15 protein-coding genes are annotated in these 16,997 nt (G+C 60.5%); 8 read left to right on the top strand and 7 right to left on the bottom strand.

All coding sequences use genetic code 11. The features are described from left to right. Positions 1-2 precede the first annotated feature (2 nt). Positions 3-2,345, bottom strand: a complete 2,343-nt coding sequence (locus JJ869_RS05775) for a hypothetical protein (RefSeq protein WP_292265222.1) — start codon at positions 2,343-2,345, stop codon at positions 3-5. A gap of 175 nt (positions 2,346-2,520) precedes the next feature. Here JJ869_RS05775 and JJ869_RS05770 point away from each other — a divergent pair, with 175 nt between their 5' ends. Further along, entirely contained in the window at positions 2,521-3,168 is a 648-nt protein-coding gene (locus JJ869_RS05770) for a thiamine diphosphokinase (RefSeq protein WP_292265221.1), read from the top strand. On the opposite strand, the gene JJ869_RS05765 is transcribed toward JJ869_RS05770, so the two are convergent. The 3 genes from JJ869_RS05765 to JJ869_RS05755 all read right to left on the bottom strand — a co-directional run bounded on the left by JJ869_RS05765 (position 3,092) and on the right by JJ869_RS05755 (position 6,207). After that, positions 3,092-4,036, bottom strand: coding sequence for a DMT family transporter (locus tag JJ869_RS05765; RefSeq protein WP_292265220.1), 945 nt, complete (start codon positions 4,034-4,036; stop codon positions 3,092-3,094). The genes JJ869_RS05770 and JJ869_RS05765 overlap by 77 nt on opposite strands. Positions 4,037-4,135: 99 nt before the next feature. Beyond that, positions 4,136-5,509 (bottom strand): L-serine ammonia-lyase, encoded by a 1,374-nt coding sequence (locus JJ869_RS05760; RefSeq protein ID WP_292265219.1) that lies wholly within the window; start codon positions 5,507-5,509, stop codon positions 4,136-4,138. A gap of 2 nt (positions 5,510-5,511) precedes the next feature. After that, positions 5,512-6,207 (bottom strand): glutathione S-transferase family protein, encoded by a 696-nt coding sequence (locus tag JJ869_RS05755; RefSeq protein ID WP_292265217.1) that lies wholly within the window; start codon positions 6,205-6,207, stop codon positions 5,512-5,514. A 158-nt stretch (positions 6,208-6,365) separates the two neighbouring features. Here JJ869_RS05755 and JJ869_RS05750 point away from each other — a divergent pair, with 158 nt between their 5' ends. The 7 genes from JJ869_RS05750 to JJ869_RS05720 all read left to right on the top strand — a co-directional run bounded on the left by JJ869_RS05750 (position 6,366) and on the right by JJ869_RS05720 (position 13,113). Further along, a complete protein-coding gene (locus tag JJ869_RS05750; RefSeq protein ID WP_292265216.1) occupies positions 6,366-6,542 on the top strand; it encodes a hypothetical protein in 177 nt (58 codons plus the stop codon). A 132-nt stretch (positions 6,543-6,674) separates the two neighbouring features. Continuing rightward, positions 6,675-7,457 (top strand): ribose-5-phosphate isomerase RpiA, encoded by a 783-nt coding sequence (gene rpiA, locus JJ869_RS05745; protein WP_292265215.1) that lies wholly within the window; start codon positions 6,675-6,677, stop codon positions 7,455-7,457. 129 nt (positions 7,458-7,586) lie between these two features. Continuing rightward, positions 7,587-9,026: an FAD-dependent oxidoreductase gene (locus tag JJ869_RS05740; protein ID WP_292265214.1), complete on the top strand. Its 1,440-nt coding sequence runs from the start codon at positions 7,587-7,589 to the stop codon at positions 9,024-9,026. Positions 9,027-9,097: 71 nt separating this feature from the next. Then, positions 9,098-10,273 (top strand): FtsH protease activity modulator HflK, encoded by a 1,176-nt coding sequence (gene hflK / locus JJ869_RS05735; RefSeq protein WP_292265213.1) that lies wholly within the window; start codon positions 9,098-9,100, stop codon positions 10,271-10,273. Next, entirely contained in the window at positions 10,273-11,304 is a 1,032-nt protein-coding gene (locus JJ869_RS05730; RefSeq protein WP_292265212.1) for a protease modulator HflC, read from the top strand. Before hflK ends, JJ869_RS05730 begins: the two co-directional genes overlap by 1 nt. Next, positions 11,304-11,492, top strand: coding sequence for a DUF2065 domain-containing protein (locus tag JJ869_RS05725; RefSeq protein ID WP_292265254.1), 189 nt, complete (start codon positions 11,304-11,306; stop codon positions 11,490-11,492). The genes JJ869_RS05730 and JJ869_RS05725 overlap by 1 nt, the downstream gene beginning before the upstream one ends. Positions 11,493-11,694: 202 nt before the next feature. Further along, positions 11,695-13,113 (top strand): DegQ family serine endoprotease, encoded by a 1,419-nt coding sequence (locus JJ869_RS05720; RefSeq protein ID WP_292265253.1) that lies wholly within the window; start codon positions 11,695-11,697, stop codon positions 13,111-13,113. An 82-nt stretch (positions 13,114-13,195) separates the two neighbouring features. Here JJ869_RS05720 and JJ869_RS05715 read toward each other — a convergent pair whose 3' ends face one another. The 3 genes from JJ869_RS05715 to JJ869_RS05705 all read right to left on the bottom strand — a co-directional run bounded on the left by JJ869_RS05715 (position 13,196) and on the right by JJ869_RS05705 (position 16,704). Further along, complete coding sequence (locus JJ869_RS05715; RefSeq protein ID WP_292265211.1) at positions 13,196-13,996, bottom strand: glutathione S-transferase family protein; 801 nt, start codon at positions 13,994-13,996, stop codon at positions 13,196-13,198. Positions 13,997-14,152: 156 nt separating this feature from the next. After that, positions 14,153-16,045 carry a propionate-CoA ligase PrpE gene (prpE, locus tag JJ869_RS05710; protein ID WP_292265210.1) on the bottom strand — a complete coding sequence of 631 codons (1,893 nt, stop codon included), beginning with the start codon at positions 16,043-16,045 and terminating at the stop codon, positions 14,153-14,155. Positions 16,046-16,323: 278 nt separating this feature from the next. Further along, on the bottom strand, positions 16,324-16,704 hold the full coding sequence (locus JJ869_RS05705; RefSeq protein WP_292265209.1) for a hypothetical protein: 381 nt from the start codon (positions 16,702-16,704) through the stop codon (positions 16,324-16,326). Positions 16,705-16,997 lie beyond the last annotated feature (293 nt).

Genomic DNA, 16,997 nt, shown 5'->3' with positions numbered 1-16,997 from the left:
TCTTATCCGGCTGCGCGCGCATCGGGTTTGAAGCCGATGCTGTCAGAGGCGGCGAAGCGCCCACCGCTCTTTTTCTCGATCTTGCCTTCGCGCAGGAGCTGGCCAAAGCTGCGCAGACGTTCCTCGCGCGAGCTTGCAGCCCCTTCTGCCTGCAGCAGTTTCGTCATCAGCTGTGGCCGCGAGAATTGGTCGCGTCCTTCGACAAAAGACATGTAGGCCGCTGCGGCTTCGAGCAGTTCGGGCAGGGTGTGTGCCCCCTGGTTTTCGGCGAACTCGGCAAAACCCGTGTCATCCCCTGCCTTGGCATCGGCAGCCTCGACCTGCTCCACATTGCGCATGACGCGGCGCGGGCGCACCGGAGTGGCGGCCTTTTCGCCATCCACGTCGATCCGCTGCTCTGCCACCAGCTTGAGCGGGGCAGGACGCACCGGTGCCGGGCGGGCAGAGCGGGCTTCCGTGACCTTGGGGCGGCGCGGGCGCACCGCGTCGGCCAGATCTTCGCGATAGGGCTGTTCCTCGTTGACGGTCTTCTTGCCGAAGCCAAGGATGCGATCCGCCTTGGTCGCAGCAACAGCGGCCCGCAGATGCGCGATGGCGTTGCGACGGCGGTTGCCCTCGGGTTCTTCCATCGCGCTGTCGGTCTTGCCGACCAGACGTTCGACGGAGTCGGTGTCTTCCTCGATCGAGGTGTCGGTCAGCATCGCGCGGCCGGGGCTGGTCAGTTTGACCGCCTTGCGGATGTTTGCGGATGCAGCCTCCTCGTCGGCTTCCGACAGGGGTTCGTGATCGAAATCATCTTCTTCGTCGTCGAAGTCCCAGTCTTCGTCTTCTTCGATCTCTGCATGAAGATCGGCCAGTTCACGGGCCAGTTCCGCTTCTTGCTCCGGGGTCAGAGAGCTGTCTTCGAGGCCGGGCACGGGCCGCACCACGGCGACGGGGGCATCATCCTCGTCTTCGTCGTCGTATTCTTCGAGTTGACCAGACGCCAGGGCGGCTTCGACATCGGCGCGCTTGGCCTTGCCGACGCGGGCGATCAACGGCTGGGGTGCTGCTGCTTCTTCCTCGTCGGTCTCGTCGTCATCCATGACGGTGTTTTGAAGAACATAGGGCTTGTCCCGCGAATCATCTTCCTCGTCATCCGCAAAGAGTTCGTCGTCGTCCTCGTCGTCAGACATGAGATCGAGGTCGTCTTCATCATCGTCTTCGTCCTGCTGTGCGATCACGTCAGGCTGCTCTGCCTGTTCCACGGCAACCGTTTCGGAGGCGCGTGCAGCGGCCGCCTGGGCTTCAAGCTCGGCGATCTTGGCACGGAGGATTTCAAGTTCGCTCTGGGCATCGTCCCGACGGGCGGCGACCGGAGCATAGTCTTCGTCGTCTTCGTCGTCGAAATCCGTGTCCGGGAGAAACGCCTCTTCATCGTCCTCGTCGTCCAGATCAAGCTGATCGGACACGACGGCGGCGATGGTGTCTGTGAAGAGGTTGTCGTCAAGCGCGGTGGTCTCTTCGACGTCGATGGCATTGTTCTCGTCGTTGCCATCTCCATCCGGGCCGGACATCGCATGTTCGTCTTCGATGTATTCCGGGGCTGGCTGCGCCTTGGACGCAACAACGGCACGGATGCGCTGCAGTTTTTCGGCGACGCTGTCGGCCACAACCGGGGCCACTTCGGCCTCGGCGGCTTCCGCTGCGATCCGGCGATTTTCCTTGTCGTCCTGTGCGGCGATCAGATCGTCGATGCTCGACTCCGCAATTGCCGTTTCTTCGGCATCCAGAACGTCATCGGCGCTGAATGCCGCCGCGTCCACGTCATCTGTGTCGAGCGAGATATCAGACAGGTCGATGGTCACGCCGTCATCTTCCGGCGCATTGTCTTCTTCACTGTCCGCGACCGCTTCGAGATCGGCGAACTCCATTTCGGAGATATCGATCTCGATGTCGTCCTCAACAAACGTGTCGGTAGATACGGCCTGCGCGTCCGCCGGTTGGGCCGCGACAGCCAGTGCAGTGGCAGCCACGCTGGCCGTCGCGTCCGCTAGGGCTGCGTCCTTCGATGATTGCGGCGCGACATCCCCTCGCGGCGGCTCGGCATCATCAGAAGGACGCAGAACCAAATTACCTTTCTCAAAGCGGGCTTCGACCCGGCGGGCGATCTCTCGCTCCGCGATCCGGGCCAACATCTCCGCATCGGGTGTCGGTGGTTCGGCACCGAAATATCGGTCATCCTGAGCAAGATCGCGGAAATACTCCGCAATCGCCTTCATCGTGTCGAAGGAGTTGTCGAACCCTTCGAGCGTACATGAGAAGGTCCCGTAGGATACCGTGAGTATCTTGTTTGAACTCACCATAATATCACCCGCTTTCCAAACTTCTGCGAAGGACTTGCTAACATGTTTACCAAGACCAAAGCGCATCGAATCTGTGCCAATCACGGTATCATTTCATGTCCTGATTGTGATCTGTTTCGCCATTCGTCATTAATCAGACATGAATGACCCCATTGTTGTTTCGCAGGAACCAGTCTTGCTTGTCGGTGGCGCGCATGGCGACAATGCGCAGCTTTTGTCTTTATTGGATGAGGTCACGACCGTTGTCGCCGCCGACAGTGGGGCGGACTGGGTGCGCGCGGTCGGGCGTCTTCCGAACGCGCTGATCGGGGATCTTGATTCGGTGTCGGACGAAACCCGTGCCGCTCTGCCGCCCGAGTCCGTGCATCGGATCGAGGAACAGGACAGCACTGATTTTGACAAGGCGATCCGGTCAATCTCGGCACCGATGATTATTGGCATCGGCTTTCTGGGCGGGCAGGTGGACCATCTGCTTGCGGCGATGACCGTGCTGGCGCGCTATCCCGACCGGGCCATTGTGCTATTGGGAGAGCATGACGTGGTGGCGCATCTGCCGCCGCAGATTGGCCTGCCGTTAGGGCCGGGGACACGCGTGTCGCTTTATCCGATGCGTCCCGTCACGGGTATATCGACCGGACTGCACTGGCCCATCGACGGGTTGGAGCTGTCACCGGGCGACCGGGTCGGAACGTCAAATCGCGCCGATGGACCGGTGTCTTTGACACTGCATGGGCCAGGGATGCTGATTATTCTGCCGGTGTCTGAACGGCGTGGTTTGCAACAGGCGCTGGCTCAGACCGACGGCTTATGGCCTGCTCTCTGAACACGATGTAAAGCCCCGACGCGACCACGATGGCGATCCCGATCGAGGCCATGGTGTTCGGCAGGTCGCCGAAGACCGCAAAGCCAATCACCGTGGCGATGGGGATTTCGAGATATTGCATGGGTGCGAGGGTCGCCGAGGGCGCGTACCGCAACGACCATGTCATCAGCAGATGCGCCAACGTGCCGGACAGACCGATGGCCACCAGAAGCGTCCATGTGCTCGATGGCAGAAGGCTGTCCCAAGCGAGGATCGGCACGGATTGATCCGGGATCAGAAAGATCACTGGGGTCATCAGCACCACCGCCATCACACCAGACACGGCCTGCAACCCGATCGGGTCCGTTTCCTTGGCGATCTTTCGGGTCACCAGCATGAAGAGGGCAAAGTTGATCGCCACACCCATCGGCAGCAGGGCGGGCCAGCCCACTTCCTGAAACGATGGCTGGATGACCAGCAAGGTTCCTGCAAATCCCACCGCACAGGCGATCATCCGGCGGATGCCGACCTCTTCGCCCAACACGTAATGCCCGAGCAGGAGCATGATGAAGGGCATGACGAAGGCAATCGCGATGGCATCGGCCAGCGGCAGGTAATAAAGTGCGGACACCATCATGCCGATGCCGGCGATATGCATCAGCGTCCGCAACAGAGTTAGCCACGCCACACGGCTCGACATCCGCCAGACACGCCCGGTTGCCGCGATGATCGGGATCAGTACCAGCGCCTGAATGCCGAAACGGACCAAGAGCAACTGTCCAAGTGCCACTTTGTCCGACAGGATTTTCGCAAGCGCGTCCCCCATTGGAGCCACGACGCAGAAACCCAGCATGAGTGCTATTCCGAGAGTGGGGCGGTCTTGTGTCATACCGCACGCTACTCTTGGTTGAGTCTTTCTGTCAACGCTCTCCTGTTTACATGTTGAACGTTCTTCAGGTCGACCAAAAGTCACGCGTTTTCAAGTGGTTCAGCAGTTGGGAACGTTTACCGCCAATCCCCCCAAAGATGTTTCCTTGTACTTCTCGTGCATGTCCGCGCCGGTCTGGCGCATGGTCTCAATGGCCGAATCGAGCGGGACGAAATGAGTGCCGTCGCCGCGCAGGGCGAGGCTGGCCGCACTGACGGCCTTGATCGCCCCCAGACCGTTGCGTTCGATGCAGGGCACCTGCACCAGCCCTTTGACCGGGTCGCAGGTCATCCCGAGGTGATGCTCCAGCGCGATCTCGGCCGCGTTCTCGATTTGCATCGGGGTGCCCCCCAGCACCGCACATAATCCGGCGGCGGCCATGGCGCTGGCGCTGCCTACTTCGGCCTGACACTCGGCCTCGGCCCCGCTGATCGAGGCGTTGAACTGGACCAAACGGCCGATGGCGGCGGCGGTCAGCAGAAACTCGGGCACGCGTGTGGTTGTCGCGCCGGGCACATGGTCGAGGTAATAGCGGATCGTCGCGGGCACCACGCCAGCAGCGCCATTGGTGGGCGCCGTCACAACCTGTCCCCCGGCGGCGTTTTCCTCGTTCACCGCCATCGCATAGACGCTCATCCAGTCGTTGATCGTGTGCGGCGCGGTCAGGTTCATGCCCCGCTCGGCCAGCAGTTTTTCATGGATGCCCTTGGCGCGACGTTTGACGTTCAGACCACCCTGCAGGATGCCATCATTCTCAAGCCCACGGTCGATGCAATCGTTCATCACCTGCCAAAGGCGGCGCATACCTGCGTCCAGATCGCTGACAGACCGGCGCGACAGCTCATTGGCGCGTTTCATCTCGGCAATGCTCAGGCCCGAGGTTTTGGCCATCTCCAGCATCTCGGCGGCGGACTTGAACGGGTAGGGCACGGGTGCGCCATCATCGGTGTCCTTGCCCGCATCAAGTTCGGCTTGTGTCATCACAAACCCGCCGCCAATGGAGTAATAGGTCTCCTGCAGGATGACGTCGCCCTGAGGGTCGGTCGCGCTCAGGATCATGCCGTTGGCATGACCGGGCAGGTTGGGGCCGAAGTCAAAGCGCAGATCGGCTTCGGGGTCGAACCGCAGGGCGGGTAGGCCGTCCGGTGTGACGGTCTTGGTGGCCTTGATCTGTGCGAGTGCTGCGTCGGCCTTTTCGCGGTCGTAGCTTTCGGGAACAAACCCGGCAAGGCCAAGGATCGTGGCCCGGTCGGTGGCGTGACCCACCCCTGTAAAGGCCAGCGAACCGTGCAGGGATGCCTTGACGCCTGCCACGGAAAAGGGTGCTTTGCGCAAAAGATCAAGAAACCGCGCGGCGGCGACCATCGGACCCATCGTGTGGGACGAGGACGGGCCGATCCCGACCTTGAACATGTCAAAGACAGACAGAAACATAATTAAAGCGCGCTCCCTTCAGGTGGCGTGGCCGGATGTGGATTGGAAAAGGGCGTCGGACCCAGACCCTCGGCACGTATGGCCGCCAGCGCAGAGTCGCGTATCTCGATCCTCTGGGCAAGGGCGTGCAGATTGGGCCAACGGGCAAGGTCGAACCAGCCTCGATCCGCCGCCACGGGGTATAGCGCGGGCCAACGCAGAAGAACCGCAAGGTAAAGGTCACTGATGCTTGGGCTGTGTTCCGTGCAGGGATAAAGCCGGTTCAGGATGTCGAAATGCGCGGTCAGTGATGTCTGGATCTGTTGGCTGGCCACGGCCTGCTGAACCGGATCGGGGCCTGCAACCAAGTGCGGATAGAACAGGTTGCGCATCTCGGCATGCACACTGTTCGACAGAAAGAACAACCAACTCAGAAACGAGCCCCGCGCCGGATCGGTGGCTTCGGGTGACAGATGCACTGCGTCGCGGTGACGGTCGGCAAGCCACAGGCAGATCGCGGCGGTCTCGAATATCGGCCCATCCGGCGTTTCCAGCGCCGGAATGCGGCCCACCGGGTTTACGCGCCTGTAGTCTGCGCCGCGTTGTGCCGACACGCTGCGGTCCACAAGTGCCGTTCGGTAGGGTAGGCGCAATTCTTCCAGCACCAGTCGGACGACCAGCGAGGCGTTGTCGGGGGCGTAATGCAGCACATAGCTCATGCACCGGGATGTAGCGCAGTCAGCGCGGGACGCACGCTGCGAAAGCGGCGCGTCACGGTGAAAAAACGATGCGTTTAACCCCGTCTTTACCGGCGAGGGCGTAGGCCTTGGCACATATGCTGCAAGGGACCAGCTGAGTTGATGCGAAAGGACTGCTGATGACACTTTATCTGAACCGACTTGCCTGGTTTGCCGCCTTGCTCACGATCATCGCCTGGGCATTTATGCCGCGCATGGCGATGGCCTATCCGGTCATGTTTCCCAAGGTTCCCGAAATTGACTCTCTGCCGCTGCCGCCGATGCCGTCCACCAATCTGGCGGAACAGGATCGTTAATTCGGCGCTCGGCTCTCTTGCGGGCCGCGCGGTGATCTTGCACGGGATGTCGTCAACGCCCATGTGAATTCGGTCTCGCACCGCGCTGCGCGACGTCCTATAAGATCCATAGGACTGCCCAAGGAGCCCCGCATGACCGGAGAATTGTCGCCCATCGACAAAGCCAAGTTTGTCGCTGCAAAGCAAGCGGCCGACATGGTCGAGGACGGCATGCGCGTTGGGCTTGGCACCGGGTCGACCGCCGCGTGGCTGGTGCGCCATCTGGGCGACCGGGTGCGCGACGAAGGTCTGCGCATCAAGGGTGTGCCGACCTCACTGCGCACGGCGCAACTGGCCCGCCAGGTCGGGATCGAGGTGATCACGCTGGACCAGGCGGGCACGCTCAACATCACCATCGACGGAGCCGACGAATTCGACGGCAATCTCAACCTGATTAAGGGTGGTGGCGGGGCGCTGCTGCACGAAAAGATTGTGGCTGCGGCCAGCGAAGAGGTGGTTGTCATCGCGGACGCCGCCAAGGAAGTGGGCACGCTGGGCGCGTTCCCGCTGCCGATCGAAGTGATCCCGTTTGGCTGGACAACAACGCAGATGCTTGTCGAAGAACTGCTGGTTTCGGCAGACGTGATGGGGCGTCGCATCACCCTGCGCATGAACAATGGAAAGCCCTTCGTCACCGATGAGGGCAACCACATCCTTGATCTGCACCTGAGCCGTATCGGCAATGCCCGCCAACTGGCAATGGCGCTGAACCAGATGCCCGGCGTGGTCGAAAACGGTCTGTTTGTCGATCTCTGCGACAAGGTCATCATCGGCTACAGCGATGGCCGCGTCGAAACCCGCGACATCAACGAAGGTACCGTCAGCCAGGATCGCATCGACCTTGTCGAGAACGATAACCTGTTTTCCGATATCTGAGCGCAGTCAGCCTCCCGGAACACGTCTTCGTCAGCACAGCCAGATAAAGCCCGATTTCCGGGGCCTGGCTTCTGGCCATCCGCGTCGCCATATGAAATATCTTTGCGCGACCATGAGAAGGAGACCACCATGAGCACATTTGACTACGATCTTTTTGTGATTGGTGGCGGTTCCGGCGGTGTGCGCGCGGCGCGGGTTGCTGCGGGCGAGGCGGGGGCCAAGGTGGCCCTTGCCGAAGAAGACCGTTACGGCGGCACATGCGTGATCCGGGGCTGTGTTCCCAAGAAGCTGATGGTGTTCGCCAGTGGCTATGGCGGCATGGTCGAGGAAGCCACGCATTACGGCTGGGACATGCTGAACCGGGGCTTTGATTGGCAGACCTTTTCCGGCCATCTGAACACCGAACTGGACCGGCTTGAAGGGGTGTATCGCAAACTCCTCGCCGGGTCTGGTGTGACCACCTACGATGCCCGCGCGCGATTGAAAGACCCGCATACGGTCGAGCTGTCGACGGGCGAGACGTTCACCGCCAAGCACATTCTTGTCGCCACAGGCGGGCGTCCGGTGCGTCCCGACCTGCCCAACGCGCATCTGGGGATCGTGTCGGATGACATCTTCCACCTCGAACAGCTGCCCAAATCCATCCTGATCATCGGCGGCGGCTACATCGCCTGCGAATTCGCCTGTATCCTTGCAGGTCTTGGTGTCGAGGTGACGCAGTATTATCGCGGCGCGCAAATTCTGCGCGGCTTTGACGATGAGGCGCGCGGCCTGATCGCGGAATCGATGCGCGAACTGGGTGTCGATCTGCACACCGGAACCAACATTGTTGAAATGGGCTGTTATCGGGGCGAAGACGACGACGGCATGGATGCCCCTGTCGAAGCGACGCAATACGCGATGCCCGTGAGTGACGCGCCGCGGGAAGGTCCTCTCAAGGTCAAATCGACCAACGGAAAGATCAAGGTGTTCGATCAGGTGCTGTTCGCCACCGGACGCCGCCCCAACAGCGACGACATGGGCCTCGAAGAGGTTGGCGTGACATTGGGCCGGGGCGGCGCTGTCGAAGTCGACGAATACAGCCAGACCAAAGTGCCCTCAATCTATGCCATTGGCGATGTGACCGACCGGGTGAACCTGACGCCCGTGGCGATCCGTGAAGGCATGGCCTTTGTCGAAACCGTGTTCAACGGCAACCCGACCAAGGTGGATCACGACCTGATCCCGTCAGCGGTGTTCACCCAGCCTGAACTGGGCACGGTGGGCCTGACCGAAGAACAGGCACGCGACCGCGAGCCGATTGAAGTATATTGCGCATCGTTCTGCCCGATGCAGTCCGCCTTTGCCGACAAACCCGGTCGGGTGCTGATGAAACTCATCGTCAGTCAGGAAAGCCGCAAGGTTCTGGGCTGTCACATCGTCGCGCCTGGTGCGGGCGAAATGATTCAGTTGGCGGGTATCGCGATCAAGATGGGTGCCACAAAAGAGGATTTCGACCGCACGGTTGCGGTTCACCCGACGATGTCCGAAGAGATCGTCACCATGCGCAAACCGACGCGCACGGCTTGAATTTCCAAGCTTTGCCCACAGGTAAGAACGTGACATGAAAGACCGAATGTTCCGAGAGGGGAAAAGACCAGATGGCAGGTAACAGTGGCGGCCCGTGGGGCGGCGGCGGTAACAACGGTGGAAACCGTGGCGACGATCGCCCGCGCGGCGGCAACAATGGCGGTGGCCGGAGGCCCGGTGACGACAATCAACCGCAGATACCCGAAATCGACGAGCTGATGAAAAAAGGCCAGGAACGCCTGCGTGTTCTGATGGGCGGTCGCGGTGGCGGCGGCTTCAACGGCTCTGGTGGCGGTGGCGATGGCGGCGACGGTTTCAAGCTGACGCGCGGCACGATCGGCCTTGCTGCGCTGGGTGCCGTGGCGCTCTGGGCCTTTTCCAGCTTCTACACCGTGCGGCCGGAAGAGCAGTCCGTGGAACTGTTCCTCGGCGAGTACTATGCCATCGGCAATCCCGGTCTGAACTTCGCGCCCTGGCCCTTCGTGACCGCGGAAGTCGTCAACGTGACCTCTGAACGGACCGAAAACATCGGCAGCGGACGCGGCAGCGTCGGCGGCGATGGCCTCATGCTCACGACGGATGCCAACATCGTCGATATCGACTTCCAGGTGGTCTGGAACATCAACGATCCGGCGAAACTGCTCTTCAACCTGCGCGACCCGCAGACAACCGTACAGGCGGTATCTGAGGCAGTCATGCGCGAGATCATCGCGGCAACCAATCTTGCGCCGATCCTCAACCGGGATCGCGGTCTGATTGCAGACACGGCGCGTGAAAACATTCAGGCGACGCTGGATGAATACGAAAGCGGTATCACCATCGTCCGGGTCAACCTCGACACCGCCGACCCGCCCGCCGAAGTGATCGACGCCTTCCGCGAAGTGCAGGCAGCTGAACAGGAACGCGACCGCTTGCAGCGACAGGCCGACGCCTATGCAAACCGCGTTCTGGCCGAAGCGCGCGGGTCTGCCGCGCAAATCCTCGAAGAGGCCGAAGGATACCGCGCCCGCGTGATCAACGAAGCGATCGGTGAAGCCAGCCGCTTCATCGCCGTGGCACAGGAATTCAACCAGGCGCCCGAAGTCACGCAGCGCCGCCTGTACCTCGAGACAATCGAACGGACTCTTGGAGACATGGACAAGATCCTGCTTGACGACAATGGCGGAACCGGCGGACAGGGCGTGTTGCCCTATCTTCCGATCAATGAGCTGCGCCGGTCCGGCCAGACAACCGGAGGGTCGAACTGATGCGTAAATCCGCTTTCCTTCTTCCGATCGGTGTTCTGGCCGTTGTCGGTATCCTGTCGTCGATCTTCATCGTCGACGAACGCGAAAAAGTGCTTGTCCTCCAATTCGGTCAGATCAAGCAGGTGGTCGAAGAGCCCGGTCTGAACTTCAAGATCCCGATCATTCAGGAAGTCGTCCGGTATGACGGCCGTATCCTGTCGCTCGACACCGACACAATCGAGGTCACACCGTCCGATGACCGTCGTCTGGTTGTCGATGCCTTCACCCGCTACCGGATCGCGGATGTGGTCCAGTTTCGTCAGGCCGTCGGCATTGGCGGCACCCGTGTCGCCGAAGACCGCCTGTCCTCGGTTCTGAACGCGCAGATCCGCGAAGTTCTGGGTGCCGATCAGGTCACATCCGACACCATCCTGTCCCCCGCTCGCCGCGACCTCGCGTTGCGCATCCGGGATCAAGCGCGCACCAGCGCGGCGGGCCTTGGGCTTGAAATCGTGGACGTGCGTCTGAAACAGACTAACCTGCCCGAGCAGAACCTGTCCGCCACCTTTGCGCGGATGCGGGCCGAACGGGAACGTGAAGCGGCGGACGAAATCGCCCGCGGTAACGAAGCGGCCCAGCGTGTGCGCGCGGCGGCGGATCGGACCGTGGTGGAAACGGTTTCCAACGCCGAACGTGAAGCCAACATCACACGCGGTGAGGCCGATGCGGAACGAAACAGCATCTACGCCGAAGCCTATGGCAACAATCCTGATTTCTTTGCCTTCTATCGCTCTCTGGAAGCGATGGAGCGGTCGCTGAACAAGGACAATTCCACCATGGTCTTCTCGCCCGACAGCGAATTCCTTGGTCAGATGTTCGGTGCCGTGCGTGCCGAAGGTTTGGGGCGCATCGAGGCGACGGAATTCGACGTTGATCGCCTCCGGGAAATGGCACCTGAAGCAACGATTTCTCCAAACCTGCCCGAAGCAGAACGCGAACGGCTGGAAGAAGAACTGGAAAATCAGGCACCTGCCGAGGACGCAACCAATTGATCGAAACCGTGATCCTTGGGATTGCGCTTGTGCTGATCATCGAGGGGCTGGCCTATGCGCTGGCCCCTTCGCTTATCGAACGGATGCTGGAAGCGATGCGCGCCATGCGGCTTGACCTGCGGCGTCTTGTCGGGGTGTCCGCAATGGCCACCGGCGTGGCCATGTTGTGGATATTGCAGACCTTTTAATGAGTGCCGACGAACACGGCGCCGTCACGATCAAGTCACATACGCTTGAACCGTCGCTTTCGTGTTTGCGTGTTGCGTGCGCGCACCTACATTGATGACATGACAGGCAGGTGTCGGGCGACGCACCGCACCAAAGACGAAGGAGTTTCCCTTGACCTCACAGGCAAAAACAATCCAACGGGACCAGAGCACGCCGCTGCGCATGTTCTGGCTGACCTCGTTGTCCATGATCCTCATCGTCGCGCAGTCGCTGATGGGTCATGCGCAGGAAAGCTTTGCGAACCTCGCCGAGAAAATCAGCCCGGCGGTCGTGAACATCACCACATCCACGACGGTGGCAGGGCGCACAGGGCCGCAGGGCATCGTGCCCGAGGGCTCTCCGTTCGAGGATTTCTTCCGCGAATTTCAGGACCGCAACGGTCAGGGTGACCGCCCGCGCCGCTCTTCGGCTCTGGGATCGGGCTTCGTGATCTCGGAAGACGGGTTTATCGTCACCAACAACCACGTGATCGAAGGTGCCGATGAAATCCTGATCGAATTCTTTGAGGGGTTCGAGCTGCCCGCGACCCTCGTTGGCACCGACCCCAACACAGACATCGCCCTGCTCAAGGTGGAGAGCGAAACGCCGCTGAAATTCGTCAAGTTCGGCGACAGCGACACCGCCCGCGTCGGCGATTGGGTCATGGCAATGGGGAACCCGCTGGGTCAGGGCTTCTCTGTTTCCGCAGGGATCGTGTCGGCCCGCAACCGCGCGCTAAGCGGCACCTATGACGACTACATTCAAACCGACGCCGCCATCAACCGCGGCAACTCCGGTGGCCCGCTCTTCAACATGGATGGCGAAGTGATCGGCGTGAACACAGCGATCCTGTCGCCCAATGGCGGCTCCATCGGGATCGGCTTCTCAATGGCATCGAATGTCGTGACCCGCGTGGTCGATCAGCTCAAGGAATTCGGTGAAACCCGCCGTGGCTGGCTCGGTGTGCGCATTCAGGACGTGACCGACGACGTGGCAGAAGCGCTGGGTCTGGCTTCGGCCAAGGGTGCGCTGGTCTCTGACGTGCCGGAAGGCCCGGCCATGGATGCCGGCATGCAGGCCGGCGATGTGATCGTCAGCTTTGATGGCCGCGAAGTCGAAGACACGCGTGGGCTGGTCCGTCAGGTGGGCAACACCGAAGTGGGCAAGGCGGTTCGCGTCGTGGTCAACCGCGATGGGGCAACCCAGACGCTTCTGGTGACCTTGGGTCGCCGCGAAGAAGCCGAAACGGCCGTTCCCGCATCGCAGCCCGGCCCGGATGCCGAAGAAGCACCTCAGTCGATGGAGCTGATGGGCCTCACCCTCAGCCCGTTGACCGCCGAAATCCGCGAACAACTGGAACTGCCGGAAAGCGCCAAAGGTCTGGCGGTGATGGACGTGGATGAAAGCTCGGAAGCGTTTGAAAAAGGTCTGCGGGCCGGTGACGTGATCACCGAAGCCGGTCAGGCGCAGGTGCTTGCGATCAACGATCTGGAAGAGCGGATCGCAGAGGCTAAAGACGCCGGGCGCAAGTCGATCCTGCTGCTGGTTCGCCGTGCCGGGGATCCGCGTTTCGTTGCGCTGAACATCACTGACGACGAGTGATTTCACCGCGCGGGAAATTTCAAAAGGGCGCCCTACCGGCGCCCTTTCTTTTTGGCCGTCTTGCCTATATCGGATCGGCCGTTCAGGCGGAGACCAATCCTAACGCCGCGTCCGATGCAGTTCCGTCATATTTGTTTGCGGGCGGCCAAGGGCGGGTCCTCCAATCCGGCTCAAACACAAAGCTCGACACCTGCCGTCCGTTGAGCAACGCACCATTCCCGGCCCCAAGCGCATAATCATAATAGAGCTTCACGATTTCCTCACGCGTGACCTGCTGCGCCGCTGGATGCGCAAGACAGGCCTGCTGCCACGCGCGTACGCGGGCATAGTCCGCCGTGTCGGGTAGGGTGAACTCTTCATAGTAGTCCAGAAACCAGAACCGCATGAACATTGGTGTGAATACCAGCTCGGCCAGTCCAAAATCCTCGAATAGGAACGGTCCGTCCGGCGCATGTTGGGTCAGAAACGCGTCGATGTCCCGATACAGACCCAGCATCTTTTCGCGATGACTGCCGCGCGCGCCTGGGTCCTGGTTCATCACATAGAGATATCCCGCCATCGTAAACGGTCCTTCACGGGCGATCAGCATCTGTTCGACCGCGTGGCGATACGGATCGGCTTGGCGGATCGGTTGGTCCCCGACGGTGCTGTCGAGATACTCTAGAATGACAAGGCTTTCCTTGATGATCTGTTCGCCCGACAATTCAAGAACAGGCAGGGCCGTGGTACCGCGCGTCTTACGCAGAAGCTCAGGATCACGCGGTTGGGTGATGTCGACCACCCGAAATTCCACCGCATCGCTCCGTCCCTTGAGTGCCAGCATGATTTCCAGACGCTGGGAGAACGGGCAGACGGGAATATGATAGACGATGGGGCGGGTCATGGCGGTCTCCTATGTGACGGAGCCCCAAAGTGCGGTGAAAGGCTGTTGCTGTAAACCGGTCAACGTGGTCGATACCAAAGCTTTACCCCGCGCCACATGCGCGGGGTTTTTCCGTTAACGGAAAAACCGGATGCGTTGACGCATCCGGTCCCGACATCAGCCTTTCGCGTAGCCCAAAGCCTGCAAGGCGACTTTGATCTCGTCCAGAATAGCGGGATCGTCGATCGTCGCGGGCAGCTTGAACTCTTCGCTGTCGGCGATCTTGACCATCGTCGCCCGAAGGATCTTGCCTGATCGGGTCTTCGGCAGACGGTCCACCACGGCGCAAAGCTTGAACGCCGCAACCGGACCGATCTTGTCGCGCACCAGCTTCACGCATTCCTTGGTGATCTCGTCATGGGGCCGGTTCACACCCGTGGTCAGACAGACAAAGCCCATCGGCAACTGACCCTTCAGCTCGTCGCTGACCCCGATCACCGCACATTCGGCCACGTCCGGATGCGCGGCCAGAACCTCTTCCATGCCGCCTGTGGACAGTCGGTGGCCCGCGACGTTGATCACGTCATCGGTGCGCGCCATGATGTAGAGGTATCCGTCCTCGTCGATCATGCCCGCATCACCGGTCTCGTAATAGCCGGGGAAGTGCGACAGGTAGGATTTGCGGAACCGGTCCTCGGCGTTCCAGAGCGTCGGCAACGTGCCGGGGGGCAGGGGCAGCTTGACCGCAATCGCGCCCAGCTCACCCGGCTTCATCGGGTGGCCCGCCTCGTCGAGGATCTGCACGTCATATCCCGGCATCGGCACGGAAGGTGAGCCGATCTTGACAGGCAGCGCCTCGATCCCCGCTGGCATACCGGCGATGGTCCAGCCGGTTTCGGTCTGCCACCAATGGTCATAGATCGGTTTGCCCGTGACGCGCTGCGCCCATTCGATGGTGTCCGGGTCCGCCCGCTCTCCAGCCAGATAGATCGCGCGCAGGCAAGAGATGTCGTATTTCTTGACGAACTCGCCTTTCGGATCGTCCCGCTTCACCGCGCGGAAGGCGGTGGGGGCGGTGAAGAAGCTGCGCACCTTGTGATCGGAGATCACCCGCCAGAAGGTGCCCGCATCGGGCGTGCCCACCGGTTTGCCCTCGAACACGATGGTGGTGTTGCCGTGAACCAGCGGCGCGTAACAGATATAGCTGTGGCCCACGACCCAGCCCACATCCGACGCCGCCCAGAACGTGTCACCGGGATCGACATTGTAGATGTTCTTCATCGTCCAGTTCAGCGCGACCAGATGCCCGCCGGTATGGCGGATCACACCCTTGGGTGCGCCGGTGGTACCGGAGGTGTAGAGGATATAGGCCGGGTGGTTGCCCTCAACCGGGACGCAATCTGCTGGCTCCACACCGTACTGGAAGCCGTGCCAGTCGAAATCATACCCATCGTTCAGCTTGGCGACTTCCTGCTCGCGCTGGAAGATGAAGGTGAAATCGGGCTTGTGTTTGGCCAGATCGATGGCCCCGTCCAGCAATGGTTTGTAATGCACCACGCGACCCGGCTCCAACCCGCACGAGGCGGCGATGATCGCCTTGGGTGTCGCGTCGTCGATGCGGACGGCGAGTTCATTGGCGGCAAATCCGCCAAACACCACGGAATGGATCGCGCCGAGCCGCGCGCAGGCCAGCATTGCTTCAAGCGCTTCAGGGACCATCGGCATGTAGATGATAACGCGGTCGCCTTTCTCGATCCCCTTGGCGCGCAGCGCACCGGCCAGACGGGCCACGCGGTTGCGCAGTTCAGCATAGGTGATCTTGTGCAGCGTGCCGGTGATCGGGCTGTCATGGATGATCGCCACCTGTCCGCCGCGTCCGGCCTCGACATGGCGGTCGACCGCGTTCCAGCAGGTGTTGGTCAAACCGTCGGCGAACCATTCGTAAAGATCGTTACCCTTGTCAAAGAGCGCCTTGCTGGGTTTGCGGTCCCAGTCAATCGCCTCGGCGGCCTGCATCCAGAACCCCTCGGGGTCGGATGCCCAGCCCTCGTACACCTCTTGGTAGCCCATCCCGATCTCCTCCTGTGACGTGTTGGCATTTGGGTACGGCGCGCGGGACGTTGCGGCAAGTCTCGCGATCCATCGCGCGGCAGAAGGCCGCAAAAACTTTGCAGTTTCGGCGCTATCAAATTGCAAACTTTTGCAAACTCGCCGCTGTTATGCAGAGTTTCTTTGCTCGACCTTCGATTTTGCAAAGTTGCAAACTCTGAGGTGCAAACTCCGCAGTGTTTTTTGAGTCGTTGACAACCGCGCCACATGCCAAAGGCTAGAAGATAGTTTTTTCTAATCTAAAACCGCCGACAGAGGTCGCTGATCACGTGATCCATTCCGAGTGCTTGAGTGCGCAATGGGTAGATCTCTTGGGCAATGCGGAGTACCCACAGACCTACCTGCGCAGCAGATCTGACGGCGAAATCTAACTGCATACCGTCTGCATGTAGATAGATTGTCCCGAATTCGACACCTCCATCATCGAGGTGTTTGATCTCAGTGCTAAGGGACGCGCCTCTCTCATTTGGGTGGGCTCCATAGTCGATGCTTCGCTCATAGAGCAAAGTGAAAATCTCGCCCAATTCAGGTGTTTTTGAACAAATTTGTTTTTGAATCTTGGTTATGGAGAAAGTGTTCCGAACCTTCTTGCGTGCTTCTTCATTATCGTGTCGGTCCATCCATAACTTCCAAAGCTCTTGATCGTCGCCAATGAAAAACGCGTATGCGCTTTGTTCTAGACTTAGGCGAAGTAATGTTTGGGCTTCGTAGGTTTGACCAGCGAGTACTGCAGCTACGGCAGACCTGAATGCGCAATGCGCTCGGAAGAAGAAGTTATACCGCGCTTACCCCAGAACCCGAAATTTTTCGTGAGTGACGACCCTGAAGCTATCTGACACTTGGTTTCGGAAGGTTTCCCACTGGTTGGGCAGGGTCTCCCGAAAGAACCTCAGGATCGCATCTGCGAACTGCT

The sequence above is a fragment of the Marivita sp. genome (genome assembly GCF_017643905.1).
GTDB lineage: Bacteria > Pseudomonadota > Alphaproteobacteria > Rhodobacterales > Rhodobacteraceae > Marivita.
This window is presented reverse-complemented; position numbering and strand designations above follow the sequence as displayed.

Coding starts and splice junctions, on each gene's coding strand:
- JJ869_RS05775 (WP_292265222.1), bottom strand. CDS start 2,345: ATGGTGAGTTCAAACAAGATACTCACGGTATCCTACGGGACCTTCTCA.
- JJ869_RS05765 (WP_292265220.1), bottom strand. CDS start 4,036: ATGACACAAGACCGCCCCACTCTCGGAATAGCACTCATGCTGGGTTTC.
- JJ869_RS05760 (WP_292265219.1), bottom strand. CDS start 5,509: ATGTTTCTGTCTGTCTTTGACATGTTCAAGGTCGGGATCGGCCCGTCC.
- JJ869_RS05755 (WP_292265217.1), bottom strand. CDS start 6,207: ATGAGCTATGTGCTGCATTACGCCCCCGACAACGCCTCGCTGGTCGTC.
- JJ869_RS05750 (WP_292265216.1), top strand. CDS start 6,366: ATGACACTTTATCTGAACCGACTTGCCTGGTTTGCCGCCTTGCTCACG.
- rpiA (WP_292265215.1), top strand. CDS start 6,675: ATGACCGGAGAATTGTCGCCCATCGACAAAGCCAAGTTTGTCGCTGCA.
- JJ869_RS05740 (WP_292265214.1), top strand. CDS start 7,587: ATGAGCACATTTGACTACGATCTTTTTGTGATTGGTGGCGGTTCCGGC.
- hflK (WP_292265213.1), top strand. CDS start 9,098: ATGGCAGGTAACAGTGGCGGCCCGTGGGGCGGCGGCGGTAACAACGGT.
- JJ869_RS05730 (WP_292265212.1), top strand. CDS start 10,273: ATGCGTAAATCCGCTTTCCTTCTTCCGATCGGTGTTCTGGCCGTTGTC.
- JJ869_RS05720 (WP_292265253.1), top strand. CDS start 11,695: ATGTTCTGGCTGACCTCGTTGTCCATGATCCTCATCGTCGCGCAGTCG.
- JJ869_RS05715 (WP_292265211.1), bottom strand. CDS start 13,996: ATGACCCGCCCCATCGTCTATCATATTCCCGTCTGCCCGTTCTCCCAG.
- prpE (WP_292265210.1), bottom strand. CDS start 16,045: ATGGGCTACCAAGAGGTGTACGAGGGCTGGGCATCCGACCCCGAGGGG.
- JJ869_RS05705 (WP_292265209.1), bottom strand. CDS start 16,704: ATGGACCGACACGATAATGAAGAAGCACGCAAGAAGGTTCGGAACACT.